Genomic DNA, 24,385 nt, shown 5'->3' with positions numbered 1-24,385 from the left:
GCCTTTGCCATGACCGGCTCCTATCAGCCCGTCCTCTCTATCCCAAGGCCCGGAAGCAAGACCAAAGCCATGGCACGTATCGTGATGAAGTTCGGCGGCACCTCGATGGCGGGGATCGAGCGGATTCGCAACGTCGCCGCGCGCGTGAAGCGCGAGCATGACGCGGGCAACGAAGTTGCCGTGGTTGTTTCGGCGATGGCGGGCGAGACCGACCGTCTGGTGGGCTTTTGCCGCGAAGCCAGCTCGCTCTACGATCCCAAGGAATATGACGTCGTCGTCTCGGCCGGCGAGCAGATCACCAGCGGGCTGCTGGCGATCGCGCTGCAGGCGATCGGCGTGCAGGCGCGCAGCTGGATGGGCTGGCAGCTGCCGATCCGCACCTCTGACGGCCATGCCTCGGCGCGCATCGCCGATATCGACACGACCGCGCTGAACGCGAGCCTTGCCGCGGGCGAAGTCGCGGTGATTCCGGGCTTCCAGGGGCTGGCGGCGGGCGAGCGCGTGACGACCTTGGGCCGCGGCGGCTCGGATACGTCGGCGGTCGCGATGGCGGCGGCGATGAAGGCCGACCGTTGCGACATCTACACCGATGTGGACGGGGTCTATACCACCGATCCGCGCATCGTCCCCAGGGCGCGCAAGCTGAAGCGCGTGACCTATGAAGAAATGCTCGAGCTTGCCAGCGTCGGGGCAAAGGTGCTCCAGACGCGTTCGGTGGGCCTTGCGATGAAGGAAAATGTCCGCGTCCAGGTGCTGTCCTCGTTCGTCGATGCCGATGGCGAGAGCGAACCCGGCACGCTGATCGTGGGTGAAGAGGAAATCGACGACATGGAACGCCAGCTCATCACCGGCATCGCGCACGACAAGAACGAAGCCAAGATCACCCTGACCGCAGTCCCGGATCGCCCCGGCGCCGTTGCGTCGATCTTCACGCCGCTGGCCGAGGCGAACATCAATGTCGATATGATCGTGCAGAATATCGCGCATTCTACGGGTTCGACCGACGTGACCTTCACCGTGCCGCAGGCCGAGCTGGCCCGCGTGCTCGACGTGTTCGAGAGGCAGCACGAAGCGATCGGTTATGGCGAGCTGCTCCACGATACCCGCGTGTCGAAGGTGTCGGTGGTCGGCGTGGGCATGCGCAGCCATGCGGGCGTCGCGGCGACCATGTTCAAGACGCTGGGCGATCGCGGCATCAACGTGCAGGCGATCACGACCAGCGAGATCAAGGTCTCGGTGCTGATTCACGAGGACGAGACCGAACTGGCCGTTCGCGTGCTGCACACTGCCTATGGGCTGGATGCCGAGGACGCCGCCGCCTAAAGGGCGGGCGTGACCGAGACCCAACTGCCGATCCGCGTCGCCGCGCTGTACCAGTTCGCGCGGTTTGACGATCTGCCTGCGATCCAGCGCGAGCTGGCCGCGCTCTGTTGTGGGCAGGGCGTGAAGGGCACGTTGTTGCTGGCGCGCGAGGGGATCAACGGGACCATCGCGGGCAGCGACGACGCGATCGCGGCGGTGCTGGCGCACGTCCGCGCGCTGCCGGGATGTGCCGATATCGACGTGAAGGAATCGCGCGCGGCGGCGATGCCGTTCCACCGGATGAAGGTGCGGCTGAAGCGCGAGATCGTGACGATGGGCGAGCCGGACGTGGATCCGCTCGACACCGGCCATTATGTCATGCCCGAGGATTGGAACGCGCTGATCGCCGAGCCGGGTACGATCCTGATCGATACGCGTAACGATTACGAAGTCGCGATCGGCACCTTCGCCGGCGCGACCGATCCCAAAACGAAGAGTTTTCGCGAATTTCCGGACTGGTTTCGCGCAAATCGGGAGCGTTTCGATGTTGCGCCGAAGGTCGCGATGTTCTGCACCGGCGGCATCCGCTGCGAGAAATCGACCGCGTTCCTCAAGGCCGAGGGGATCGACCAGGTCTATCACCTGAAAGGTGGCATCCTCGCCTATCTGGAGAAGGTGCCCGAAGCCGAGAGCCGCTGGGAAGGCGATTGCTTCGTGTTCGACGAGCGGGTGAGCGTTCGCCACCGACTCGAACAGGGCGACTATGACCTGTGCCGCGCGTGCCGGATGCCGGTGGGACCGGAGGAGCGCGCTTCGCCGCACTACGAGGAAGGCGTGTCGTGCCCGGCGTGCCATGCGGAGCGGACCGACGAGCAGCGCGCGCGTTATGCCGAGCGGCATCGTCAGGCGAAGCTGGCCGAAGCGCGCGGCGAAGCGCATGTCGGCAAGGTCTTCCCCACGGACGACGGTGCTGACTGAGCCGATCCTCTACAGCTTTCGCCGCTGCCCCTATGCGATGCGGGCGCGGATGGCGCTGCTGGCCAGCGGGACCGCGTGCGAGATCCGCGAAGTGAAGCTGCGCGAGAAGCCCGCCGAGATGCTCGCTGCCTCCCCCAAGGGCACCGTGCCGGTGCTGGTGCTGGCGGACGGCGCGGTGATAGCCGAGAGCATCGACATCATGCGTTGGGCGCTGGCGCGGAACGATCCCGAGGGCTGGCAGGCTGGCGACGACGTGGCGCTGATCGCGGCCAATGACGAGCGTTTCAAGCATCATCTCGACCGCTACAAATATCCCGATCGGCATGGCTCCGATCCGGTGGCGCATCGTGACGAGGGACTGGTGATGCTCGGCGAGCTGGAGCGGCGGCTGGCCGGGCAATCGCATCTGAGCGGAGACCGGTGGATGCTGGCCGATGCGGCGATCCTGCCCTTCGTGCGCCAGTTCGCGGCGGTCGACCTGGACTGGTTCGCGGCGCAGCCGGTGCCTGCGGTGCGGCGCTGGCTGGCGGAAGGTGTGGCTTCGGCCTTGTTCGAACGAGTCATGGTCAACCGCCCGCAATGGCGTGCCGGTGACCTGCCCGTGCACCTCGGCTGAAGCACTCGGCGCTTGCCCCGTCCCCCATGCGGGCGCTAGGTCCGCGCGCAAATCACGGAAAGATCATTACGAAGATGACTGTCGGCCAAGAAAGACTCGCCCGCCGGATGGCGCGGGGCATCGAATTCCTCGGTAGCGAAGTCGCCATCATGTGCGGCGCGATGTCGTGGGTGAGCGAGCGCAACCTTGTCGCGGCGATGTCGAACGCCGGCGGTTTCGGCCTGATCGCGTGCGGGGCGATGACGCCCGAGCTGCTCGACGCCGAGATTGCCGGAACCAAGGCGCTGACGAACAAGCCGTTCGGGGTGAACCTGATCACGATGCACCCGCAGCTGATGGACCTGATCGAGGTCTGCCGGAAGCACGAGGTGAGCCATATCGTGCTGGCCGGCGGCCTGCCGCCCGCGGGGTCGCTGGATGCGATCAAGGCCAATGGCGCAAAGCTGATCTGCTTCGCGCCGGCGCTGAGCCTGGCGAAGAAGCTGGTGCGCAGCGGCGTCGATGCGCTGGTGGTCGAGGGAATGGAAGCCGGCGGGCATATCGGCCCGGTTTCGACCAGCGTGCTGGCGCAGGAGATCCTGCCCGAAATGTCCGAGCAGGTGCCGGTGTTCGTGGCGGGCGGGATCGGCCGGGGCGAAGCGATTGCGGGCTATCTCGATCAGGGCGCGGCGGGCGTGCAGCTGGGCACCCGCTTCGTCTGCGCGACCGAGAGCATCGCGCATCCGAACTTCAAGAAGGCGTTCATCCGCGCTTCGGCCCGCGATGCGGTGGCCAGCGTGCAGATCGATCCGCGCTTGCCCGTCATTCCGGTGCGCGCGCTGAAGAATGCCTCGACCGAGAGCTTCACCGCCAAGCAGCGCGAAGTTGCGCAGCTGCTCGACGAGGGCAAGGTGGAGATGATGGAGGCGCAGCTTCAGATCGAGCATTACTGGGCGGGTGCGCTGCGCAAGGGCGTGATCGACGGCGATGTCGACAATGGATCGCTGATGGCGGGCCAGTCGGTCGGCATGGTCAAGGCCGAGGAGCCGATCGCGGACATCATCGCGACGCTGATGGCCGAAGCCGCACATGCGTTGGAGAAGCGGGCGGCCTGAGAGCTGCTTGCTAAACCGTCACCCCGGATTGGTTTGGTACCTACGTCCTTGCAACGAACAGTCGTGCTCCGGCGAAGGCCGGAGCGTTGGTTGTATGAAGATCCGGTGATTGCCAGGGCTCCGGCCTTCGCCGGAGCACAGCATTATTCACCCAACTCATCTTACCGGATCGTGCAGAATAAGTCGGAGCTGACGAAGTGGAGGAGGAGCCTCTCCTGTTCCGGTCAACCCCGGCGCATTCGCCAGAGCTTCCACAGATCGGTGAGCCACTGGATCGTCCAGATCGCGGCGATGGCGATCAGGCCGATATGGAGCGCCATGTCGAGGCTCTCCTGTGTCTTCGCCAGCTTGACCGGTTCCATTTCGGTCGAGACGATCGTGACCAGACGGCCCGCGTGATAGAGTGCCGCCAGTGTCGCCAGCGCAGCGGCAGTGGTGGCGGTGGCAAGCAGGGCCTGCAGCGCGCGCCAGCGGGGGCGGATCAGCTGGATCAGGTTGAGCAGCAGCCGGCCCGCGACGATTCCGAAGATCGGCCACCATAGCTGGGTCCAGATAGGCGCGAATTCCACCGCCATGCCGGGCCGCATCGAGTTGGGCAGCTGGATCACTCCGGCCCACCACAGGAGGAAGGCGAGGCTCATCGCCGCTTCGAAACAGCTTTCCCAGACGCTCTTGGGCTTGAGGCGGAAATCGCGGACGTCCGGCAATTGCTCGGGCTTCCATTGCTGGAGATGCTTGGTCAGCCAGCCGGTGCGTTCGAGAACGGCGAAGATCAGGGTGACCAGCGCGGCGCAGCTCAGCAGGCTCCACCAGATTCCGTCGACGCTCTGGACGAAGGCCTGAACTGTCGAGCGATCGGCGAGAACCGTGCGGACCAAGCCCGTGGCGAGCAGCAGCGCGCCGCTGATCGCGAGCGCGACCTTGAGCGAGAAGAAATAGAAGGGGAAAATCTCCGGCCCGATCAGCGATTGCTGATTGCCGTAGCGCGAGGCAACGACCAGCGGATGGCCGAATTCGCGGAGCAAAGTGCTGGTTTCGGCGCGGGTCAGCGGCCGGTCGAGCATTTCCTCGCGGTCCTCGATCCGGCTGGCGATCAGGTCGCGCAGCTCGGCGACGATGTCGTCGGCTTTTCCGCCCGGCAGGTTCCAACGGATGGCGTTCAGATAGCGGTCGATAAGGTCCATCACTTTTCCCTTTCGGTCAGGCGCAGGATCGATTCGGAGATCGCGTTCCATTCGGCGAGCAACTGGCCGAGGGTTTCGACGCCCTCGGGGCTGAGGCGGTAGAAGCGCTTGTTGCGCTTTGCCTCTTCGCGCCATTCGCTGGTCAGCAGGCCCTGGCTCTCGAGCCGGCGCAGCAGCGGATAGAGTGCGCTTTCCTCGATCGGCAGGCCGGCCTGCTCGAGGCTCTGGCGCAGCGTGTAGCCATAGCGTTCCTCGCGCAGCGCCCCGAGCACGGCGATCACCAGCGATCCCCGGCGCAGCTCGACGCGCAATTTCTCGAACAGGTCTTCTTCGATCGGCACGGGCTGTGTCTCGCATCGTGTATGACACACACTGTATGTCACATAGTATAAAGCTGCGCAATGGGGCATGAATGCGAAGCTGATTGCGGAGGGGCGTTGGCGAGAGGGGGGATGATCTGATAGCGCTGGCATATGGCCCTTGGCGCAATCGCTTCCGCTCGCGAGATTCTTACCCGTCTTCACGACGTGATGGCGAAGCGCCTGCCCGCGCAATCCAAGCTCAACTCGGTGGTGAACATCATCGGCGAGGCGCTCGATAGCGAGGTCTGCTCGATCTATCTGCTGCGCGAAGGCGTGCTGGAATTGTTCGCGACGCGCGGTCTGGCGCAGGAAGCGGTCCACGTCACGACGCTGGCGATGGGCGAGGGTCTGGTCGGCACGATCGCGGCCAATGTCGAGACGCTGAACCTCGACGAAGCGGCGAGCCATCCCGACTTCGCCTATCGTCCGGAAACGGGCGAAGAGAAATATCACAGCTTTGCCGGCGTCCCGATCATCCGGCGCGAGCGGGCAGTGGGTGTGCTGGCGGTGCAGCATGCCGCCGCGCGCAAATATGCCGATGTCGAGATCGAGGCGTTGCAGACCGTGGCGATGGTGCTTTCCGAGCTGATCGCCAATGCCGATCTGATCGACGCCAGCGCGGGTGGTGCGATCCGCCCGCAATCGACCGCGGCGGTGCGCGTGTCGGGGTTCAAGATCGTCGAGGGTATGGCAGCGGGAGTCGCGGTCTATCACCAGCCGCGCATCACCATCGAGCATACGGTCGCCGAGGATACCGATGCCGAGCGGCACCGCGTCTATGCCGCGTTCGACAAGATGCGCGAGCAGATCGACCGCATGGCGAACCAGGCCGAATTCGGCGGCGGCGGCGAGCATGACGAAGTCTTGGCCATGTACAAGATGTTCGCCTACGACGAAGGCTGGTCGCGGCGGATCAACGAAGCGATCGACAGCGGCCTGACTGCCGAAGCGGCGATCGAACGCGTGCAGCAGCGTACCCGGATGCGGATGCGCGAGATCGACGACCCCCTTCTCAGGGACCGGATGCACGATCTGGAGGATCTGTCGAACCGGCTGATCCGCATCGTCTCCGGCCAGCTCGGCACTGCGGCGCAGATGGGCCTGCGGCAGGATTCGATCCTGATCGCCAAGAATCTGGGGCCGGCCGAACTGCTCGAATATGACCGGCGGCGCCTGAAGGGCGTGGTGCTGGAGGAAGGCTCGCTGACCGCGCACGTCACCATCGTGGCGCGGGCGATGGGCGTGCCGATCCTCGGCCGGGTCAAGGATGTGCGCAAACTGATCGCGGAAGGCGATCCGATGCTGCTCGACGTCACCGAGGAAAGCCTGTTCATCCGCCCGACCACGGCGATGGAGGAAGCGTTCGAGGCCAAGCTGGCGCTGAGCCAGAAGCGCCGCGCCGCCTTCGCCAGCCTGAAGGGCGAATTGCCGGTGACCGCCGACGGGCACCGCGTGACGGTGATGGTCAATGCCGGGCTGCGCGACGATATCGCCGCGCTCGACCTGACCGGCGCGGACGGGATCGGTCTGTTCCGCACCGAGTTCCAGTTCCTCGTCTCGGCCACCATGCCCCAGCGCGAAGCCCAAAGGCGTCTCTACAAGGACGTGCTCGACGCCGCGAACGATCGCCCGGTTACGTTCCGCACAGTGGATATCGGCGGCGACAAGGCGCTGCCCTATCTCAACCATGACGATGCCGGGGAGGAAGAGAATCCGGCGATGGGCTGGCGCGCGCTGCGGCTGGCGCTGGAGCGCGAAGGGCTGATGAAGGCGCAGGCGCGCGCGCTGCTCGAAGCGGGCGCGGGGCGGACGCTGAACATCATGTTCCCGATGGTTTCCGAACCCTGGGAGTTCGAAGCGGCGCAGGCGATCTTCGAAGCGCAGCGCAACTGGCTGGCGGCGCGCGGACACAAGCTGCCCAGCGAAGTCCGCTATGGCGCGATGCTCGAAGTGCCGGCGCTGGCCGAGGTGCTCGATATCCTGTTGCCGAAGATCGATTTTCTGTCGATCGGGACCAATGACCTGACCCAGTTCCTGTTCGCCGCCGACCGCGCGCATCCCAAGCTGGCGCTGCGCTACGACTGGCTGAGTCCGTCGATCCTGCGTTTCCTGAAGCGCGTGACCGCACAGGCGCAGGCGGCGGGCGTGCAGGTGGCGGTGTGCGGCGAGATGGGCGGGCGGCCTCTCGAAGCGATGGCGCTGATCGGGCTGGGGATCGACCGGCTTTCGATCACCCCGGCGGCGGTCGGCCCGATCAAGGCGATGGTCCGTTCGCTGAACCGCGAGAAGCTGGTCGCGCATATGAGCGAGGCGCTGGCGCATCCGACCGGATCACTGCGCGAGTCGCTGAGCGGCTGGGCGTCGGAACATTCCGTCGAACTGGCCTGAACCGGCGTTGGATTTGCTGAACGCGGCGTTGACAGCCGCACCTGCTCAGGCGACACCGCCCGTCATGGGCGGCCCCGTAAACCCTGCCGCCGGAGAGTAGAATGGAAGGCGAGCCCGAACCCGAGGCGACCTTGTTCCCGGCCACCGTCGGGGAGAAGCTGCGCGCTGCGCGCGAGGCGCAGGGGGTCGACCTTGCCGAGGTCGCGGCGAACACCCGTATCCCGCAGCGACATCTCGAAGCGATCGAGAAGTCGAACTATGCGTCGCTGCCCTCGTCGACCTACGCACTGGGTTTTGCCAAGGCCTATGCCCGCGCGGTGGGAGCCGACGAAGTGGCGATCGCGCGCGAACTGCGCGGCGAGCTGGGCGGCACCTATGAGCGTGCCCCGCCGCCGCCATCGTACGAGTTCGAGGAGAATGACCGCGGCGCGCCGGGCGGGCTGATCTGGGCGAGCGTGGTGGTCGCGGTGCTGGCGCTGATCGGCGTCGGCCTGTTCTATGGCACCAGCCTGTTCCGTGGCAGTCCGGCTGCGCCCGAGACGCTGGAGATCCCGGTCGAATCGAATTCCTCTGCCGATGGCAATGAAGCCGTCGCGGCTCCGGTCGGCGGCGGCCAGGTCGCGCTGATCGCGATCGATACGGTGTGGCTGAGCGTCACCGACGGCGCCGGCAAGGTGCTGTTCCAGAAGCAGATGGCGCCGGGCGAACGTTATGACGTGCCCGCCGACGCCGATCATCCGCGCGCGCGCACGGCTCGCCCGGATCTGATCCAGGTGACGCTGAACGGATCGAACGTCGCACCGCTGGCCGATGGCGCGCAGACGGTAGACGTTGAAGTGAGCGCCGATGCGCTGCGCACGCGCGGCCAGCCCGGCGCGACGCCATCGCCGGCCGCGAGCGGAACCCCGGCGGCAGCGGCCCCGCGTCCGATCGCGACCCGGCCGGCGGCGACGCCGACGCCTCGGCCGCGTCCGACCGCGGCGACCGCCGCGCCTGCACCGGCCCAGCCCGTACTATCCCCGGCTGGCAATGCGACGACCACGCCGTAAAGGCGGGAGTCAGGTGATGCGTGCCAGTCAATTTGTTCAATTCTATCCAGCACCGGGGGGTGTGACGATGCGTATTCTGGTTGCAGTCGCGGTGATGATCGCCGCTCTTGGCTATACCGTTCCGGCGCAGGCGCAAAGCGCGCTGGAGATGCGCGTCGACCGGCTGGAGCGCGAGATGCGCGCGGTGCAGCGCAAGATCTTTCCCGGCGGGGCCGGTGCGACCTTCGAGCCCGAAATCACCGCCGAGACCGCCAATGGCGTACCGGGCGCTCCGGCGAGCAGCCCGATCGCCGATCTGACGCAGCGCGTCGCCGCGCTCGAATCGCAGATCGCAACGCTGACCGGTCAGGTCGAGCAGGCGCAGAACCGCATCCGGTTGCTGGAAGACGCATTCGCTGCGTACAAGCGCTCGACCGATGCGCGGATCAAGGCGCTGGAAGACACTGCCAGCTCGGTTCCGACGCGGGAAGCCGAACAGCCGGTGATCGAGGAGCCGGCGCGTACGCCGACCCGGCCGACCCCGCGTCCGACGCCTCCGGCCACCAGCGGCGGCACCACGACGACCACGACGCCGGCGGGGCCCAAGCCCTCCGCCGATGCTTCGCGCGCCGAGCGACTGGCCGCCGTACAGAAGCCGGCCGGCACCGATCCAGCCGAGAACGGCTATGTTTATGGCTTCCGCTTGTGGGAGGGGAAATTCTACCCCGAAGCCCGCAAGGAGCTGGAACAGGTCGTCGCCAAATATCCGAACCATCGCCGCGCCAGCTATGCCGCGAACCTGCTGGGCCGCGCCTATCTGGACGGCGGCGCACCGAGCCTGGCGGCCAAGACCTTCTTCGACAATTACACGAAGAACCCCAATGGCGAGCGTGCGGCCGACAGCCTCTATTATCTGGCGCAGGCGCTGGAGCAGCTGAAGAAACCGTCGAGCGAGATCTGCCGCGTCTATAATGAGCTCGACAAGGGCTATGGCGCGACGCTCTCGGCCGAGATGCGCGCCGGGATGATCGCGGGGCGCGCCAAGCACAAGTGCAAGTAATGCAATGGATCGTTCCGACTCCGAACTGATCGAACGGTTTCGGAACGATCTGGAAGCGATCACCGGCGAAGCGCCTTCGCCCGAGCGCCTGCTCGGGGTGGCGGTTTCCGGCGGGCCGGACAGCATGGCGCTGCTGGTGCTGGCGGCAGCGGCCTATCCCGTCGCGGTGCGCGCGGCGACGGTCGATCACGGGCTGCGGCCCGAAGGGGCGGGCGAGGCAGCGATGGTCGCCGCGCTGTGCGAAGGGCTCGGCGTGCCCCATACGACGCTGGCCCTGCCGGCAGACTGGCGCGGCCCGGGCAATCTTCAGGATCAGGCGCGGACCGCGCGCTATCGCGCGCTCGCCGAATGGGCCGGAGCGGATATGCCGTGGGTCGCGACGGCGCATCAGCGCGACGATGTCGCCGAAACCTTCCTGATGCGGGCGCGGCGCGGCGCGGGCGTGGGCGGCCTTGCGGCGATGCGGCCGGCGCGGAAACTGGCGGAGCGCGTGGAACTGGTGCGGCCGCTGCTCGGCTGGGCGCGATGCGAACTGGCGCTGGTCGTGCGCCGGACGGGCGTGACCTGCGCCGAGGATGCATCGAACCAGGATCCGAGATTCGACCGCAGCCGGATGCGCGCGCTGATCGCGGCGACGCCCGATCTGCTGGCGCAGCGGCTGGCACATGCGGCGAGCAATTTGCGCGATGCCGAGGCGGCGCTGGCCTGGGCGGCCGATCGCGAGGCCGGGGCGCGGCTGCGGTTCGAGGGCGCGGAAGCGTGGCTCGACGCCGCAGGCCTGCCGCATGAACTGGCGCGGCGGCTGACCCATCGCGCGGTCTCGCATGTCCGGACGGCCAGCGGATCGCCGGGCCCGTGGCGCGATCAGGGACTCGAGCGGCTGATGGCGTCGCTGGCCGGCGGAAGCGGGGGCACGATCGCCCATGTGCAAGCGCGGCCGGTTCGCGGAGAATGGCATTTCCGGGCGGCTCCACCTCGCCGGACACACTGATTGGCCCAAAGATCGGGGCTGTTCCATTGCCATTAACCGCCCGGTGCCTATCTAGTGCGGTGAGGAAAGGTACCGAATCCGAATGAACGAGAACGACAAGCAGAATGGCGACGGCAATCCGGGGGGCAGCCCCTGGATGAAGAGCCTGCTGATCTGGGTGGGAATCCTGGCCGCACTCGCGCTGTTTCTCAGCCTGTTCAACAATCCCGGCGCGCAGAGCGCGGGGACGGGGATCAGCTATTCGGCGTTCATCGCGAAGGTCGAGGCTGGCGAGGTCAAGGACGTCAACATCGCCGAGAAGACGATCAGCGGTACCCTGACCAATGACACCAAGTTCCGCACCAACAGCCCGGGGGACGACCAATTGGTCGACCGCCTGCTGGCGAAGAACGTCCAGATCACCGCGCGTCCCGAGGAGACGCCGTCGATCTGGGTCTATCTGCTGTACCAGTCGCTGCCGTTCCTGCTGTTCCTCGGCATCGCCTTCTTCGTGCTGCGCCAGATGCAGAAGAATTCGGGATCGGGTGCGATGGGCTTCGGCAAGAGCCGTGCGCGTCTGCTGACCCAGAAGGAAGGCAAGGTCACTTTCGAGGACGTCGCCGGTATCGACGAAGCTCGTGAGGAGCTGCAGGAGATCGTCGAATTCCTGCGCGATCCGACCAAGTTCGCGCGCCTCGGCGGCAAGATTCCGAAGGGCGCGCTGCTGGTCGGCTCGCCCGGCACCGGCAAGACGCTGCTCGCTCGCGCGATCGCGGGCGAGGCCGGCGTGCCGTTCTTCACCATTTCGGGTTCCGACTTCGTCGAGATGTTCGTCGGCGTCGGCGCAAGCCGTGTGCGCGACATGTTCGAGCAAGCCAAGAAGAGCGCGCCGTGCATCGTCTTCATCGACGAAATCGACGCGGTCGGCCGTTCGCGCGGCGGCGGCATCGGCAACCAGAATGACGAGCGCGAGCAAACGCTGAACCAGCTGCTGGTCGAGATGGACGGGTTCGAAGCGAACGAAGGCATCATCATCGTCGCGGCGACCAACCGCCCCGACGTGCTCGATCCCGCGCTGTTGCGTCCGGGCCGCTTCGATCGTCAGGTGGTCGTTCCGACCCCCGATATCGATGGCCGCGTGAAGATCCTGCAGGTCCATATGAAGAAGGTCCCGCTGGCGCCCGACGTCGATCCGCGTGTCATCGCGCGCGGCACGCCGGGCTTCTCGGGCGCGGATCTGGCCAATCTGGTCAACGAAGCCGCGCTGCTCGCCGCGCGCCGGGGCAAGCGCCTCGTCGCGATGAGCGAGTTCGAGGAAGCCAAGGACAAGGTGATGATGGGCGCCGAGCGCCGATCGATGGTGATGACCGACGATGAGAAGCGGATGACCGCCTATCACGAAGCCGGTCATGCCGTTGTTGCGCTCCACGAGCCGGCGAGCGATCCGATCCACAAGGCGACGATCATCCCGCGTGGCCGCGCACTGGGCATGGTGATGCGCCTGCCCGAGCGCGACAGCTATTCGCTGCACCGCGACAAGATGCACGCGCATCTTTCGATCGCGATGGGCGGCCGCGTCGCCGAGGAAATGATCTTCGGCTATGACAAGGTGTCGAGCGGCGCGAGCGGCGACATCCAGAGCGCGACGCGTCTGGCGCGCTCGATGGTGACGATGTGGGGCATGTCCGACAAGGTCGGTCCGATCGAGCACACCTATGCCGACGACAGCTATCTGGGGCAGGGCGGGCTGCGCAACGCTCCGATGTCGAGCGACACGTCGAAGCTGATCGACAGCGAGATCAAGAAGCTGGTCGAGGACGGCCTCGCCCGCGCACGGCAGGTGCTGACCGATTATAACGATCAGCTTCACGCGGTGGCCAATGCGCTGCTCGAATATGAAACGCTGACCGGCGAGGAGATCAAGCGGATCCTGGCGGGTGAGGATATCGGCCGCGAGGACCCTGCGGGCATCCATGCCCAGATCCCGACAGGCGGGACGTCGATCCCCAAGATCCGCCGGCCCAAGGGTCCGTTCGGCAATCCGACGCCGCAAGGCGCCTGACTTCAGCCATAGTTGCGCGAAACAACCCTTCCCGAGACGATCGGGGAGGGGTTTTCGCATGAAGCGACTGGTTGCCGCCGCCATTCTGCTTTGCGTGACCGCCGTTCCGGCCAGCGCGATGACCGTGGCCGAATTCCTCGACAAGGTGCACGCGCTCAGGGCGCGCGGAATATTGGCGATCGGATCGCCCGATATCGCGCTGCTGCGGGGTGAAGTAGCGAATATTCGCGCGGGCTATCGCGCCGATCTGGCGGCGGCGCAGAAGGCGGGCCGCAAGCCGCATAGCTGCCCGCCGCCGGCCGACAAACCGATGAGCCAGGACGAGTTCATCACTGAGCTGGAACGCATTCCCGCCGCGCAGCGCGGCATGAGCATGCGCACGGCCTTCTACGCGATCATGAAGCGGCGTTATCCGTGCCGGTGAGCAGGCGACTCAGCCTAGCGAGCCCATCACGACCAGCAGGGTGAGGAAGATCGAGACGATGATGGTGATGAAGAAGAGCATCACGATCGTTCGCAGCGTCGCCGACAACCAGCGGAGCGAATAGGCCTGCTGCATCTGCCGGAGCAAATGAAGCGGGGGCAGGATCAGGCTTGCCGCGACGATCCAGCCTTCCGACACGCCGATGGCGCTCGCCAGCGTGATGACGATGAACAGCAGCGACATGAAGGCGATCGAATAGGTGATGAACACCGTGTGATCGTAGAGATGGTACTGCCGCTTCCAGAAGAACAGCAGCCATACGAACGGCAGCGATAGCGGGATCAGCAGCCACGAGAATTTATAGACGCTGGTCTGCAGCTTGTAGAGCATCAGCGACGGGTTCTTCTGCCATTTCTCGAACCCGTGATCGAGCGCGTACCAGCCGCTCTGAATGTGGGTGACGCGAGCGCGGCCGTTGATTGCGCTCTTGGGGATCGAATCGAGCTGGCGGATCGTGGCCTCGGCGTCGGCGATTCGTTTCTCGTAGCGCGCGCGCTTCGGATCGTCGGCCTTGCGCTCATCGCGTTCCTTGATGGAGTCGGCGCGGCGATCGACCGCTTCTTGGCGCATCTCGGCGATCATCTCGGTGGTGCCGAGACCGGTGTTGATGTCGCTCGGAGGTTGCAAGCCGACGATCTGGAACACCGCGAACATCGTGAAGATCGAGAAGAGGAAGATCGCCATCGGCGAGACGAAGCGCGCGCGCTCGCCCTCGACATAGCGGCGGGTCAGTTCGCCGGGACGCCAGGCGAGCAGCGGCAGGGTGCGCCACAATTTGCCTTCGAAATGGGCGACGCCGTGGAGGATCTCGTGCCCGATCGCGCCCAGGGAGCGATGGACATGCCCGGACTGACCGCACTGGTGGCAATTCGGGCCGATCAAGGCGGTGCCGCAATTGAGGCAGAGCGCGCCGGGTCCGTGCGCCTCGCCGCCATGCTCGCCGGCGCGCGGTTCCAGCGCGCGGCCGATCAGGCCTCCGGTGACGATCCCGCCTGCTGCTTCGAATTCCCCCGACATGGGGCTCCGGTAGCAAAGCGGGCGAAAGCGCGCGAGAGGCAACGTTGTCGAAACCGGCCTTAGCTGAGCTTGGCGGGCGACAATTTCATATCCTGCGCCGGGGCAGGTGACGGCTGCGCGGTCGCGATGCTAAGCGCGGGGCGATGACGCAGGATTCAGTTTCGTTGATGGCAGGTCTCGCCGCGCGCGCGCGCGTGGCCGCCTTGCGCCTTGCCGCGACCGGCACCGCAACCCGCCGCGATGCACTGCTGGCGGCGGCGGCGGCGATCCGCGCGGACCGCGAAGCGATCGTCGCGGCCAATGCCGAGGACATGGCGGCGGGCGAAGCCAATGGCCTGAGCGGCGCTTTGCTCGACCGGCTGAAGCTGGATGCCGGGCGTGTCGAATCGATGGCGGCGGGAGTCGAGGCCGTCGCTCGGCTCGACGATCCGGTCGGGCAGGTGATCGACCGCGCCGAGCGGCCCAACGGCATGGTGCTGACCCGCGTGCGGGTGCCGATCGGAGTGATCGGCATCATCTATGAGAGCCGCCCCAACGTGACCGCAGATGCGGGGGCGCTCGCCTTCATGTCGGGCAATGCGGCGATCCTCCGCGGCGGATCCGAGGCGATCCGCAGCAACCGGGCGATTCATGCCAGTCTGGCGCGCGGGCTGGGCGATCTGGCCGATGCGATCCAGTTGGTCGGGACGACCGACCGCGCGGCGGTGGGCGCGATGCTTCAGGCCGAGGGCGCGATTGATCTGGTGGTGCCGCGCGGGGGCAAGAGCCTGGTCGCGCGGGTGCAGGCCGAAGCCAAGGTGCCGGTGCTCGCGCATCTCGACGGGATCAACCACAGCTATATCGATGCCGCCGCCGACCCCGAGATGGCCCGCGCCATCGCGCTGAACGCCAAGATGCGCCGGACGGGGGTCTGCGGGGCGACCGAGACGCTGCTGATCGACCGCAGCTTCGCCGATCCCGCGCCGGTGCTTGCCGGGCTGGCCGATGCCGGCTGCGAACTGCGCGGCGACGAGCAAATCCGCGCGATCGAACCGCGCGCGGTGGCGGCCTCGGATGCGGACTGGGATACCGAATATCTCGATTCGATCCTGTCGGTGAAGCTGGTCGACGGCGTGGATGCCGCGATCGCGCATATCGCTGCGCACGGATCGCATCATACCGACGCGATCGTGACCGACGACGCGGCGGTGGCCGAGCATTTCCTCAACGCCGTGGATAGCGCGATCGTGATGTGGAACGCATCGACCCAGTTCGCCGATGGCGGCGAATTCGGGCTGGGCGCCGAGATCGGGATTTCGACCGGGCGACTCCATGCCCGCGGGCCGGTCGCGCTCGAAGGGCTGACCACCTACAAATGGATCGTGCGGGGCACGGGCCAGACCCGGCCTTGAAGAAGGTCGGGCTTCTCGGCGGCTCGTTCAATCCGGCGCATCGCGGCCATCGGCGGCTTTCGATCCATGCGATTCGCGCGCTGGGGCTGGACGAAGTGTGGTGGATGGTCTCGCCGGGCAATCCACTGAAGCCGCAAAAGGGTATGGCGCCGTTCGAGGCGCGGATGGCGTCGGCGCGAGCGATGGCGCGTCATGCGCCGATTCGCCCCACTGCCATCGAGAAAAGGCTGAAGACGCGCTACACCGTCGATACGCTGACGAAGCTGCCGCGAAGCTATCCGAAACATCGCTTCATCTGGCTGATGGGCGCGGACAATCTGGCGCAGTTCCACGCATGGAAGAACTGGCGCAGGATCGCCCGGCAGGTTCCGATTGCGGTAATCGCCCGTCCGGGGTATGAGAGAGGTGCTCACGCAAGTCCTGCGATGAGTTGGCTGCGGCGCTCTGTGCGGCCCGCAGGCCAGGCGAAGAACTGGACTCGATGGAGATTGCCGGCACTCGTGCTGTTGCGCTTCCGCCCTGATCCGACTTCGGCGACGAGCCTTCGGGCCGCCGACCCCGCCTGGCATCGGCGTTATTTGTCGCCGCCTCCATCACGAAACGGCACAGACGCGTCTTGTCCCTAGGAGTCCTCTTGGCCACTCAACCCCATGTGCAGCGTTCGCCCGAAGCCGATCCCGGCGTCGAGGCGCTGCACCAGCTCGTGCTTTCCTCGCTGGACGACGATCAGGCGGTCGAGATCGTTTCGATCCCGCTCGCCGGAAAGAGCAGCATCGCCGACTATATGGTCGTGGCAAGCGGCCGATCGACGCGTCAGGTCGCGTCGATGGCCAACAAGCTGGCCGAGAAGATCAAGACCGATTTCGGCCGCTCCTCGCGCGTCGAGGGTTTGCCCACGGCGGACTGGGTGCTGATCGATGCGGGCGACGTGATCGTCCATCTGTTCCGCCCCGAAGTGCGCAGCTTCTACAATCTCGAGCGCATGTGGGGCTTCGGCGACGCAGGTCAGGCGTAAGCGATTCCGATGTCCGCCGATGCCAGAAAGTCGCTGACGGCATGGGGCTATTCGATCCTCGTCGTCACGCTTTTCTGCATCGGGCTCTATTTCCTGCCCGATCGGGACGGTGTCCCGCTCTGGATCCGGTCGATCCTATTAGCGTTGCTTCTTGTCACGCTGGGTTCAAATCCGATCCGAAAGATTCGGCTGGTCCGGAGCCGGCGTGACGCCGGAATTCACGGCTAGGCCTGCCCAATGCTGCTCCATATCGTTGCAAGGGGACGGATCGGGCGTAGTCCCGAAGCCGAACTGGTGGATCGCTATCTGAAGCGAATCACCTGGCCGACGCGCGTCAGCGAATTGCCTGACACGGGCGGGAAGATCCCGGCCATCGAAGGCGCGACGCGCGTCGTGATGCTCGACGAGACCGGCGAGAATCTCTCGTCGCGGGTGATCGCCGAGCGGCTGGGCGCGTGGCGCGACGATGGGATTCGCGAGACGCGGTTCATGATCGGTGCGGCGGACGGCTTTGGCGACGAGGAGCGCGCGAAGGCCGATCTGCTGCTGTCGTTCGGGCGCGCGACCTGGCCACACATGATGGCGCGGGCGATGCTCGCCGAGCAGCTGTGGCGATCGGTGTCGATCCTTGCCAACCATCCCTATCACCGCGAAGGATAGGTCCTGATGGGACCGTTGCGTGGCCTTGGCCTGACCGTGGCGCTGGTGGCGATGCTTGCCAGCGGCTCGCTGTTGCGTGCGCAGGCGCCTTCGCTGGAGGAACAGAAGGGCCGGCTGGCGACCGCCGACGCCGCGTCGAAAGCGGCGCAGGCGCGGTCCGAAGCGCTGGAAAAGCAGGCGGCGGGCGAACTCGACCGGGCCGCGCAGGCGCGGGCGCGCGAGGCGGCGGCGGTCGAGCGGATCAAGGCCGCGGAAGCCGATATCCAGGCTGCCCGCGCGCGCATCGCGATCGTCGATCGCCAGCTGGCCGATCAGCGCACGCGTGTCGCCGAGCGGCAGGGGCCGATCATGCGGCTGATCGCCGCGTTGCAATCCATGTCGCGGCGTCCGCCCGCGCTGGCGCTGGTCCAGCCCGGATCGACCGAGGATATGGTGCATGTCCGCGCGGTGCTGGGCACCGTCATGCCGGTGGTCGAGAAGCGTACCGCCGATGTCCGCGCCGAGCTGAACCGCATCCGCAATCTGCGCGCCGAAGCCGTGGCGGCGGTGGGCAGCCTGCGCGAGGGACGCAACCGCGTCGAGGCGGAGCGGATCGCGCTGGTGCGGCTGGAAGCCGAGCACCGGCTGCGCTCGTCCGAGCTGGGTAAGAGCGCGCTGGTCGAATCCGACCGCGCGATCGCGCTGGGCGAGCAGGCGCGAGACATTGTCGACCAGATGGAAAGCGCAGGCGAGGCCGCCGAGCTGCAGACCGACTTGCAGATGCTGCCGGGGCCGCTGCCGCGCCCGCCCCAGCCCGGCGAGACGCCGGTGCCGGGCAAGCGGGCGCAGGCGCCGCCGTATCGCCTGCCGATCGGCGGGCAGATCGTCACGGGCTTCGGTGAGCTGTCGGCGACCGGCGTGCGCGCGCGCGGACTGACGCTGGCGCCTGCGCCGAACAGCGAAGCGTTCGCGCCAGCCGCGGGCAAGATCGTCTATGCCTCGGGCTTTCGCGATTATGGCGGGATCGTCATCATCGATCACGGCAATGGCTGGACGTCGCTGATCACCGGCATGGCGCAGGTGGGAGTGCGAAAGGGCGAGGCGGTGGCGCAGGGGGCGGCGATCGGCCGGGTCGGCGCGGACTCGCCGCGGCTGACCGTGGAGCTCCGCCGTCGCGGCCAGCCCATGGACCTGTCTCGCCTGCTCGATTGAGGGACATTCCTGCCTTTGCTCCGCCCCGCAAAAGCCGCTATCCTCGGCTAACACAGTTCATGCGTTTCTCTCCGAAAGTCGCCTTATGATCCGTCCGCTTCTTCAGGTCACCGCCGCCGTCGCTGCTCTTGCGATCGTGCCCATCGCCAGCAGCGCGATGGCCGAAGTCGACAGCAGCAGCTACCGCGAGCTCGAAGTCTTCATGGAAGTCTTCAACCGGGTGAAGGGCGAGTATGTCGAGAAGGTTGACGACAAGACCCTGGTCAACGGCGCGATTCAGGGGATGTTGTCGGCGCTCGACCCGCACAGCTCGTTCGCGGACGGGCTCGATTTCGACAATCTGAAGATCCAGACCGACGGCAATTACGGCGGCCTGGGCCTCGTCGTGACGATGCAGGACGGCGCGGTGAAGATCGTCGCGCCGACCGAGGATACGCCGGCCGCCCGCGCCGGGCTGAAGTCGGGCGACTTCATCACCCATCTCGACGGCAAATATATCGTCGGCGGCAGCCTGGACGAAGCGATCGAGCAGATGCGCGGCAAGCCGGGCACCAAGATCACGCTGACCATCTTCCGCCCCGGCGCCGAAAAGCCGATGACGTTCGAACTGACCCGCGAGACCATCGTGCAGAAGCCGGTGAAGTGGGAAGTCCGCAACGGCGTGGGCTATATCAACATCAATACCTTCACCGCGACCACCACCGCCGACACCCGCGCCGCGATCATCGCGATCGAGAAGCAGCTGGGCAAGAAGCCGATCGGCTATGTGATCGATTTGCGTTCGAACGGCGGCGGCCTGCTGAGCGAAGCGATCGGCGTGTCGGACGTGTTCCTCGAACGTGGCGAGATCGTCTCGCAGCGCGGCCGCGAAAAGACGGATATCGAACGTTATTATGCGGAAAGCATGGTTCCGGGCGACATGGCCAAGGGGCTGCCGGTGATCGTGCTGGTCGATTCGGGCACCGCATCGGCATCCGAGATCGTCGCCGGCGCGCTGCAGGACCACCACCGCGCGGTGATCATGGGCGAGCGCAGCTTCGGCAAGGGTTCGGTCCAGTCGATCCTGCAGATGGGCCCGCGTTCGGCGCTGCGTCTGACCACGGCGCGCTATTACACCCCGTCGGGCCATTCGGTGCAGGAAGGCGGCATCAAGCCGGACCTGCCCGTCCCGCAGATCTCCGATCCGGACTACAAGACGCGGCCGGTGCTGCGCGAAGCCGATCTGCGCCGCCACCTCGTCAACACCGCCAATGTCGACGATTCGGTGCTGGAGGACGATAGCGGCAAGGACGATCCGCGCTTCTCGATGAGCGCCGACGAGCTCAAGAAGAAGGGCATCGAGGACTTCCAGCTCCATTATGCGATCCAGACGATCGTACGCACCGGCGGACGTCCGGCGACTACCGGCGTGGCGGCCAAGAAGTAAGCGACCGCGATGTCGGATTTCGGACGCCGCGACGAGTTGAACACCGCGCGCTGGATCGCGCTGCTGCTGCCGCTGGGCCTGATGGCCGGAGCGCTGGGATCGCAATATATCGGCGGATTATACCCGTGCGAGATGTGTCATTGGCAAAGGTGGCCGCATTATGCGGCGATCCTGGTGGCCGCGCTTGCGTTTGCGATGACGCAGCGGACCGCGCGGCTGCTGCTGGTGCTGATCGCCGCGGTGCTGATCGCGGTCAGCGGCGCGATCGGCGTGTTCCATGCCGGCGTAGAATATCACTGGTGGAACGGCATCACGGCATGCAGCGTGCCAATCGACCCGAACCTGTCGGGCATGGACCTGATCGAGAGCATCCGCCGCAAGCCGCTGACGAGCTGCGACATCCCGCAATGGAAGCTGTTCAACATCTCGCTGGCGGGGTGGAACGCGATCCTTTCGCTGACCGGTGCGATCGCGATCCTCGCGTTCGCGTTCCGCAAGCCGCGCCGATGAGCTGGAAGCCCGGAGACCGGCGCGAGCCGACGCCGATGATGATCCGGGTGGATCAAGCCGGCGAATATGGCGCGACGCGCATCTATGCCGGGCAGCTGGCGGTGATGGGCGATCGTATCCCCGCCGCGCGATCGATCGCCGGCATGGCGGCGCAGGAAGAGCGGCACCGCAAATTCTTCGACGCGCTGGCGGCGAAGCGCGGCGTGCGGCCGACGGCGCTGCAGCCGGTGTGGAACGTGGCGGGTTTCGCTCTGGGCGCGGTGACCGCCGCGATCGGCCCCGAAGCGGCGATGGCGTGCACTGCCGCGGTGGAGACCGAGATCGACCGGCATTACCGCCAGCAGCTCGAGGAGCTCGACGCGAGCGACCCCGAGCTGAGCGAGGCGGTGGCGGAATTCCGTGCGGAGGAACTGGAGCATCTCGACACGGCGATGGCGTCCGGCGCGGAACAGGCCCCGGCCTATCCGCTGCTGTCGGGATTGATCAGGCTGGGGTGCCGGGCAGCGATCGGGCTGTCCAAACGGATATGATGCCGTAAGGTCTGCGTTCAGCTAGACAGCGATACGGCAGGCCATGCGTGGCAGGAGGTGAGTCGATGCTGAAGAAGATGATGATCGCCGGGTTGATCGCCGCGCCGATGCTGTGGGCCGCGCCCGCACTGGCGCAGCGCACGGGCGTGCTGCTGATCTACGGCAACGACAAATGCCCGACCAACGAGAATGGCGACGAGATCGTGGTGTGCCAGCGCCTCGACGAATCCGAGCGGTTCCGCATCCCCAAGAATATCCGCGAAGCCGACGTGCGCCCGCAGGCGACCGAGAGCTGGGCGGTGCGCCAGCAGGACGCGCTGACGACGGGCGGCACGGGCACGAACAGCTGTTCGGCGGTGGGCGCGAACGGTGCGACGGGGTGTTTCGTGCGCCAGGCGACCGAGGCGCGTCAGGAAGCCAAGAAGCGCAAGGAAGAGGCGGAGAATCTGCCGCTTCCGTGATCCTTCTTAGCCCCTCCTCTGAAGGGGAGGGGCTTTAGAAGGTAGAAGCAGGCGCCTCGCGCGTCAGCCATTCCGGCGGGGGTAGCCTCAACGCATCCCAGATCAGCCACAGCATCGCGGCGGCGCGGATCGCGGCGGCGAGGGCGATGTGGCCGGGGGTGACAGTGTAGGGCCAGGCTTGCTCCATCGACGCAAACCACCAGAATTCGGCGAAATAGGCGGCCGTGCCTGCCGCGACGAACAGAGCGACCGGGCGCAGGCGCGGGGCGGTCATCAGCAGCATCGGGTAGAGCCACAGGTCGAACTGGGGCGAATAGACCTTGTTGGTCAGCATGAACCAGGCGAGCAGCGGGGTGAACAATATCCACAGCCGCTCGCGATGCTGGCGCCAGCCAAGGCCGATGATCCCGGCGGCGCCGGCGAGGAAGGCGAGTGCGGCGTAGAGATTGCGGTCTGGCGTGCTGGTGGCCCACCAGCCCTGAACCCCCATGATTTCCCAGAAGGATGCGGCGGTGCCGCTGCGCTCGCTGGAGAAGGTGTAGAATTCGCTCCAGTTGGTGAAGGCGGAGGCCGCGACGGGCAGGTTCGCCAGCGCCCATGCGCCGATCGCAGCGAGCGACAGGAGCGTGGCGAGGCGCAGGCGCTTTAGCCACGGGTCGGACGAGCCGAACAGCACGCCGAGACCGAGCAGGGGCAGCATCAGCACCGGATAGAGTTTCGCGGCGAGGCCGAGGCCGGCGGTGGCCGCGGCTGCAACCGTGCGGCTCGATCGTGCAAGCAGCATCGCGGCGACGGTGAAGGCAATCGCCAGCAGGTCCCAATTATGCCCGACATAAAGGACCAGAGGCGGGGCCAGCGCCCATGCCCAGAGGCGGCGATCCTCCATCCCCGCGCGGCGCAACAGCCACAGAACGAGGCCCGCGAGCAAGGCGTTGAACAGGGTGACGATGAAGAGGAAATGCATCGCATTGGCCGATGCGCCGAACAGAGCTCGGGTGATGCCGCCCTCGACCCAGATCAGCGCGCCGGTGAGCACCGGATATTCGAGCCGCGTCTGGAAATAGGGGATCTCGCCGCCTGCCACGCCGCGTCCGGTCCAGAAGGGAACGGCGTCGCTGTAGCAGCCGGTGCTGTATTGCTCCGAACCGGTCCAGCCGCCGGGCGCGCAATGCGCCTTGAACAGCCAGCCCAGCGCGCAGGTGAGCGCGAGCGCGAGCATCAGGCGTCTGATCTGGCGGTCCCACCCCATGTGGCGGGACCTATCGGTTGCGGTGGGCGGCGTCCACTGGCGCGCGTATCCATATTCGGCGCCGGGTAGGCAGCTACCTCTCTTAGGGAGCGAGACCGGGGTGACGCTGCGCTTGTGACATGCGCCGGGCGTCGATAGCCTGCGCCACATGAAGCTGCTGCTCGCTCTGTTCGCTCTGCTGGGTCTGGCCCAGCCTGCGCCCGTTTTGCCTGCGGGACCCTATGCCGTTGGGCAGGTATGGGAATATCGCACGCTGCCGCGTGACGAAGGATCGCTGCTGAAGATCCAGGCGATCGAGACCGATCCACGCGGGCAGCCCATCCATCATATCAGCGTGACCGGCCTGAAGATCGAAGCGGGCGGCGGGATGCTGCAGGAGATCGGGCATCTGCCGGTTTCGAAGGAGACGCTCGACGCCAGCGTCACGCGGCTTTCGACTCGGCAGGCCAGCTTTCCGGATGCGAAAGACGGCATCGCCCAGTGGCGCGCGGCGAATGGCGGGGTGTTCGCGATTTCGATGGCAGAGATCGTCGGTGTGATCGAGCAGGGTATTCGGTAGAATAGCTAAGAGGCGCGGCGCATCGGGAAGGGGCGAGTCAGGTTTCTCGCGAAGAAGGGAACAAGATTTGTTCGCGCGGAGGCGCGGAGGAATGGCTTTGTCACCGCGCGGTTGTTCTGCGGCGCCCGTTAGGACGATAGGCTGTGGTTCGGCGAAGGCCGGAGCCTTGGCAATCACCGGATCGCCATACGGCCACCGCTCCGGCCTTCGCCGGAGCACAGCTATTTGTCGAAACGGATAAGCATTTTGGGATGGCGGCTCGTTCGGTGAGTCGATGGAGACGCTGAGAGTCGTTCGCATCGGAAACCTCGGCGGGGTTCGCAGGTTCGGTTTTGGAATCAGGAGGGTTTCATGGCCGACGCACGCATTTTCGAAGACCTGAAGGCCGATCACGACCGGCATCGCGAGATGCTGAAAAGGCTGGCGGACAAGAAGACCGAGGACCGCGAAGCGCTGTTCGAGGCTCTGCGGATCGAAGTGACCGCCCATGCCGCGGCCGAGGAGGAATCGCTCTACGCCACGATGCTTGCCAATCCCGAGCTGCGCGACGAGGCGCGGCATTCGGTGTCCGAGCATAAGGAGATCGACGATTATTTCGGCGAACTGATCGACCTGAAGTTCGGCAGCGACGCTTGGGAAAAGAAGTTCAAGGAGCTGCGCCACCGCTACGAGCATCATATCGATGAGGAGGAGGAAGAGATGTTCCCGGCCGCGTCGAAGGAATTGAGCGCGGAGCAGGAAGATCGGCTGGCGGCGATTTTCGAGAAGCGCAAGCCGAAGGAGCTGGCGCTGGCGGAAGAGGCGACGCCGGGGGACGAGCGGGAATAAGTGTGTCGATCCTCCCCGAG

General features: G+C 66.2%; 26 protein-coding genes. 22 read left to right on the top strand and 4 right to left on the bottom strand.

All coding sequences use genetic code 11. The features are described 5' to 3' along the window. The first annotated feature begins 69 nt into the window (after positions 1-69). The 4 genes from HHL13_RS19340 to HHL13_RS19325 all read left to right on the top strand — a co-directional run bounded on the left by HHL13_RS19340 (position 70) and on the right by HHL13_RS19325 (position 3,990). Complete coding sequence (locus tag HHL13_RS19340; protein ID WP_169557562.1) at positions 70-1,323, top strand: aspartate kinase; 1,254 nt, start codon at positions 70-72, stop codon at positions 1,321-1,323. A 9-nt stretch (positions 1,324-1,332) separates the two neighbouring features. Further along, positions 1,333-2,280: a rhodanese-related sulfurtransferase gene (locus tag HHL13_RS19335; protein ID WP_169557561.1), complete on the top strand. Its 948-nt coding sequence runs from the start codon at positions 1,333-1,335 to the stop codon at positions 2,278-2,280. Further along, positions 2,270-2,896 carry a glutathione S-transferase gene (locus HHL13_RS19330; RefSeq protein ID WP_169557560.1) on the top strand — a complete coding sequence of 209 codons (627 nt, stop codon included), beginning with the start codon at positions 2,270-2,272 and terminating at the stop codon, positions 2,894-2,896. The genes HHL13_RS19335 and HHL13_RS19330 overlap by 11 nt, the downstream gene beginning before the upstream one ends. Positions 2,897-2,970: 74 nt before the next feature. Beyond that, complete coding sequence (locus HHL13_RS19325) at positions 2,971-3,990, top strand: nitronate monooxygenase (RefSeq protein WP_169557559.1); 1,020 nt, start codon at positions 2,971-2,973, stop codon at positions 3,988-3,990. Positions 3,991-4,214: 224 nt separating this feature from the next. Here HHL13_RS19325 and HHL13_RS19320 read toward each other — a convergent pair whose 3' ends face one another. Together HHL13_RS19320 and HHL13_RS19315 are read right to left on the bottom strand one after the other, a co-directional pair. Beyond that, positions 4,215-5,174 carry a hypothetical protein gene (locus tag HHL13_RS19320; protein ID WP_169557558.1) on the bottom strand — a complete coding sequence of 320 codons (960 nt, stop codon included), beginning with the start codon at positions 5,172-5,174 and terminating at the stop codon, positions 4,215-4,217. Further along, a complete protein-coding gene (locus tag HHL13_RS19315; RefSeq protein WP_206377134.1) occupies positions 5,174-5,515 on the bottom strand; it encodes a PadR family transcriptional regulator in 342 nt (113 codons plus the stop codon). The genes HHL13_RS19320 and HHL13_RS19315 overlap by 1 nt, the downstream gene beginning before the upstream one ends. A gap of 132 nt (positions 5,516-5,647) precedes the next feature. Between HHL13_RS19315 and ptsP the strand changes: the two genes are divergently transcribed. From ptsP to HHL13_RS19285, 6 genes are all read left to right on the top strand, one after another. After that, positions 5,648-7,924 carry a phosphoenolpyruvate--protein phosphotransferase gene (gene ptsP / locus HHL13_RS19310; RefSeq protein ID WP_169557556.1) on the top strand — a complete coding sequence of 759 codons (2,277 nt, stop codon included), beginning with the start codon at positions 5,648-5,650 and terminating at the stop codon, positions 7,922-7,924. 101 nt (positions 7,925-8,025) lie between these two features. Further along, positions 8,026-8,973: a helix-turn-helix domain-containing protein gene (locus HHL13_RS19305; protein WP_169557555.1), complete on the top strand. Its 948-nt coding sequence runs from the start codon at positions 8,026-8,028 to the stop codon at positions 8,971-8,973. A 67-nt stretch (positions 8,974-9,040) separates the two neighbouring features. After that, complete coding sequence (locus HHL13_RS19300; protein WP_169557554.1) at positions 9,041-10,012, top strand: tetratricopeptide repeat protein; 972 nt, start codon at positions 9,041-9,043, stop codon at positions 10,010-10,012. Between the two features lie 4 nt (positions 10,013-10,016). After that, positions 10,017-11,003, top strand: coding sequence for a tRNA lysidine(34) synthetase TilS (gene tilS, locus HHL13_RS19295; protein WP_169557553.1), 987 nt, complete (start codon positions 10,017-10,019; stop codon positions 11,001-11,003). 82 nt (positions 11,004-11,085) lie between these two features. Next, positions 11,086-13,044 carry an ATP-dependent zinc metalloprotease FtsH gene (gene ftsH / locus HHL13_RS19290; protein WP_169557552.1) on the top strand — a complete coding sequence of 653 codons (1,959 nt, stop codon included), beginning with the start codon at positions 11,086-11,088 and terminating at the stop codon, positions 13,042-13,044. Positions 13,045-13,102: 58 nt separating this feature from the next. Continuing rightward, positions 13,103-13,468: a hypothetical protein gene (locus tag HHL13_RS19285; protein WP_169557551.1), complete on the top strand. Its 366-nt coding sequence runs from the start codon at positions 13,103-13,105 to the stop codon at positions 13,466-13,468. 9 nt (positions 13,469-13,477) lie between these two features. Here HHL13_RS19285 and HHL13_RS19280 read toward each other — a convergent pair whose 3' ends face one another. Further along, on the bottom strand, positions 13,478-14,545 hold the full coding sequence (locus tag HHL13_RS19280; protein WP_169557550.1) for a DUF3667 domain-containing protein: 1,068 nt from the start codon (positions 14,543-14,545) through the stop codon (positions 13,478-13,480). A 143-nt stretch (positions 14,546-14,688) separates the two neighbouring features. Here HHL13_RS19280 and HHL13_RS19275 point away from each other — a divergent pair, with 143 nt between their 5' ends. The 10 genes from HHL13_RS19275 (at position 14,689) to HHL13_RS19230 (ending at position 21,729) form a co-directional block, all read left to right on the top strand. After that, complete coding sequence (locus HHL13_RS19275; RefSeq protein ID WP_169557549.1) at positions 14,689-15,936, top strand: glutamate-5-semialdehyde dehydrogenase; 1,248 nt, start codon at positions 14,689-14,691, stop codon at positions 15,934-15,936. Beyond that, positions 15,933-16,562 (top strand): nicotinate-nucleotide adenylyltransferase, encoded by a 630-nt coding sequence (locus tag HHL13_RS19270; protein WP_240953902.1) that lies wholly within the window; start codon positions 15,933-15,935, stop codon positions 16,560-16,562. The genes HHL13_RS19275 and HHL13_RS19270 overlap by 4 nt, the downstream gene beginning before the upstream one ends. A gap of 26 nt (positions 16,563-16,588) precedes the next feature. Continuing rightward, positions 16,589-16,951 carry a ribosome silencing factor gene (gene rsfS, locus HHL13_RS19265; RefSeq protein WP_169557862.1) on the top strand — a complete coding sequence of 121 codons (363 nt, stop codon included), beginning with the start codon at positions 16,589-16,591 and terminating at the stop codon, positions 16,949-16,951. A 9-nt stretch (positions 16,952-16,960) separates the two neighbouring features. After that, positions 16,961-17,179, top strand: coding sequence for a hypothetical protein (locus HHL13_RS19260; RefSeq protein WP_169557547.1), 219 nt, complete (start codon positions 16,961-16,963; stop codon positions 17,177-17,179). A gap of 9 nt (positions 17,180-17,188) precedes the next feature. Continuing rightward, positions 17,189-17,611, top strand: coding sequence for a 23S rRNA (pseudouridine(1915)-N(3))-methyltransferase RlmH (locus tag HHL13_RS19255; RefSeq protein ID WP_169557546.1), 423 nt, complete (start codon positions 17,189-17,191; stop codon positions 17,609-17,611). Positions 17,612-17,617: 6 nt separating this feature from the next. Beyond that, on the top strand, positions 17,618-18,802 hold the full coding sequence (locus HHL13_RS19250; RefSeq protein WP_169557545.1) for a peptidoglycan DD-metalloendopeptidase family protein: 1,185 nt from the start codon (positions 17,618-17,620) through the stop codon (positions 18,800-18,802). A gap of 85 nt (positions 18,803-18,887) precedes the next feature. After that, entirely contained in the window at positions 18,888-20,228 is a 1,341-nt protein-coding gene (locus HHL13_RS19245; protein WP_169557544.1) for a S41 family peptidase, read from the top strand. A 9-nt stretch (positions 20,229-20,237) separates the two neighbouring features. Further along, positions 20,238-20,738: a disulfide bond formation protein B gene (locus HHL13_RS19240; protein WP_169557543.1), complete on the top strand. Its 501-nt coding sequence runs from the start codon at positions 20,238-20,240 to the stop codon at positions 20,736-20,738. After that, a complete protein-coding gene (locus HHL13_RS19235; protein ID WP_169557542.1) occupies positions 20,735-21,268 on the top strand; it encodes a demethoxyubiquinone hydroxylase family protein in 534 nt (177 codons plus the stop codon). The genes HHL13_RS19240 and HHL13_RS19235 overlap by 4 nt, the downstream gene beginning before the upstream one ends. Before the next feature lie 65 nt (positions 21,269-21,333). Further along, positions 21,334-21,729, top strand: coding sequence for a hypothetical protein (locus tag HHL13_RS19230; protein ID WP_169557541.1), 396 nt, complete (start codon positions 21,334-21,336; stop codon positions 21,727-21,729). 34 nt (positions 21,730-21,763) lie between these two features. Here HHL13_RS19230 and HHL13_RS19225 read toward each other — a convergent pair whose 3' ends face one another. Further along, positions 21,764-22,978, bottom strand: coding sequence for a hypothetical protein (locus HHL13_RS19225; protein WP_169557540.1), 1,215 nt, complete (start codon positions 22,976-22,978; stop codon positions 21,764-21,766). A gap of 148 nt (positions 22,979-23,126) precedes the next feature. On the opposite strand from HHL13_RS19225, the gene HHL13_RS19220 reads away from it, so the two are divergent. Continuing rightward, a complete protein-coding gene (locus tag HHL13_RS19220; RefSeq protein WP_169557539.1) occupies positions 23,127-23,537 on the top strand; it encodes a hypothetical protein in 411 nt (136 codons plus the stop codon). Positions 23,538-23,888: 351 nt separating this feature from the next. Further along, positions 23,889-24,365 (top strand): hemerythrin domain-containing protein, encoded by a 477-nt coding sequence (locus HHL13_RS19215; protein ID WP_169557538.1) that lies wholly within the window; start codon positions 23,889-23,891, stop codon positions 24,363-24,365. Positions 24,366-24,385 lie beyond the last annotated feature (20 nt).

This window comes from Sphingomonas sp. G-3-2-10 (assembly GCF_012927115.1).
Taxonomy (GTDB): domain Bacteria; phylum Pseudomonadota; class Alphaproteobacteria; order Sphingomonadales; family Sphingomonadaceae; genus Sphingomonas.
This window is presented reverse-complemented; position numbering and strand designations above follow the sequence as displayed.

Excerpts from the sequence above, each read along its gene's own strand:
- HHL13_RS19340 (WP_169557562.1), top strand. The coding sequence starts at position 70 with ATGGCACGTATCGTGATGAAGTTCGGCGGCACCTCGATGGCGGGGATC.
- HHL13_RS19325 (WP_169557559.1), top strand. The coding sequence starts at position 2,971 with ATGACTGTCGGCCAAGAAAGACTCGCCCGCCGGATGGCGCGGGGCATC.
- HHL13_RS19320 (WP_169557558.1), bottom strand. The coding sequence starts at position 5,174 with ATGGACCTTATCGACCGCTATCTGAACGCCATCCGTTGGAACCTGCCG.
- ptsP (WP_169557556.1), top strand. The coding sequence starts at position 5,648 with ATGGCCCTTGGCGCAATCGCTTCCGCTCGCGAGATTCTTACCCGTCTT.
- HHL13_RS19305 (WP_169557555.1), top strand. The coding sequence starts at position 8,026 with ATGGAAGGCGAGCCCGAACCCGAGGCGACCTTGTTCCCGGCCACCGTC.
- HHL13_RS19300 (WP_169557554.1), top strand. The coding sequence starts at position 9,041 with ATGCGTATTCTGGTTGCAGTCGCGGTGATGATCGCCGCTCTTGGCTAT.
- tilS (WP_169557553.1), top strand. The coding sequence starts at position 10,017 with ATGGATCGTTCCGACTCCGAACTGATCGAACGGTTTCGGAACGATCTG.
- ftsH (WP_169557552.1), top strand. The coding sequence starts at position 11,086 with ATGAACGAGAACGACAAGCAGAATGGCGACGGCAATCCGGGGGGCAGC.
- HHL13_RS19285 (WP_169557551.1), top strand. The coding sequence starts at position 13,103 with ATGAAGCGACTGGTTGCCGCCGCCATTCTGCTTTGCGTGACCGCCGTT.
- HHL13_RS19280 (WP_169557550.1), bottom strand. The coding sequence starts at position 14,545 with ATGTCGGGGGAATTCGAAGCAGCAGGCGGGATCGTCACCGGAGGCCTG.
- HHL13_RS19275 (WP_169557549.1), top strand. The coding sequence starts at position 14,689 with ATGACGCAGGATTCAGTTTCGTTGATGGCAGGTCTCGCCGCGCGCGCG.
- HHL13_RS19260 (WP_169557547.1), top strand. The coding sequence starts at position 16,961 with ATGTCCGCCGATGCCAGAAAGTCGCTGACGGCATGGGGCTATTCGATC.
- HHL13_RS19255 (WP_169557546.1), top strand. The coding sequence starts at position 17,189 with ATGCTGCTCCATATCGTTGCAAGGGGACGGATCGGGCGTAGTCCCGAA.
- HHL13_RS19250 (WP_169557545.1), top strand. The coding sequence starts at position 17,618 with ATGGGACCGTTGCGTGGCCTTGGCCTGACCGTGGCGCTGGTGGCGATG.
- HHL13_RS19245 (WP_169557544.1), top strand. The coding sequence starts at position 18,888 with ATGATCCGTCCGCTTCTTCAGGTCACCGCCGCCGTCGCTGCTCTTGCG.
- HHL13_RS19240 (WP_169557543.1), top strand. The coding sequence starts at position 20,238 with ATGTCGGATTTCGGACGCCGCGACGAGTTGAACACCGCGCGCTGGATC.
- HHL13_RS19235 (WP_169557542.1), top strand. The coding sequence starts at position 20,735 with ATGAGCTGGAAGCCCGGAGACCGGCGCGAGCCGACGCCGATGATGATC.
- HHL13_RS19230 (WP_169557541.1), top strand. The coding sequence starts at position 21,334 with ATGCTGAAGAAGATGATGATCGCCGGGTTGATCGCCGCGCCGATGCTG.
- HHL13_RS19225 (WP_169557540.1), bottom strand. The coding sequence starts at position 22,978 with ATGGGGTGGGACCGCCAGATCAGACGCCTGATGCTCGCGCTCGCGCTC.
- HHL13_RS19220 (WP_169557539.1), top strand. The coding sequence starts at position 23,127 with ATGAAGCTGCTGCTCGCTCTGTTCGCTCTGCTGGGTCTGGCCCAGCCT.
- HHL13_RS19215 (WP_169557538.1), top strand. The coding sequence starts at position 23,889 with ATGGCCGACGCACGCATTTTCGAAGACCTGAAGGCCGATCACGACCGG.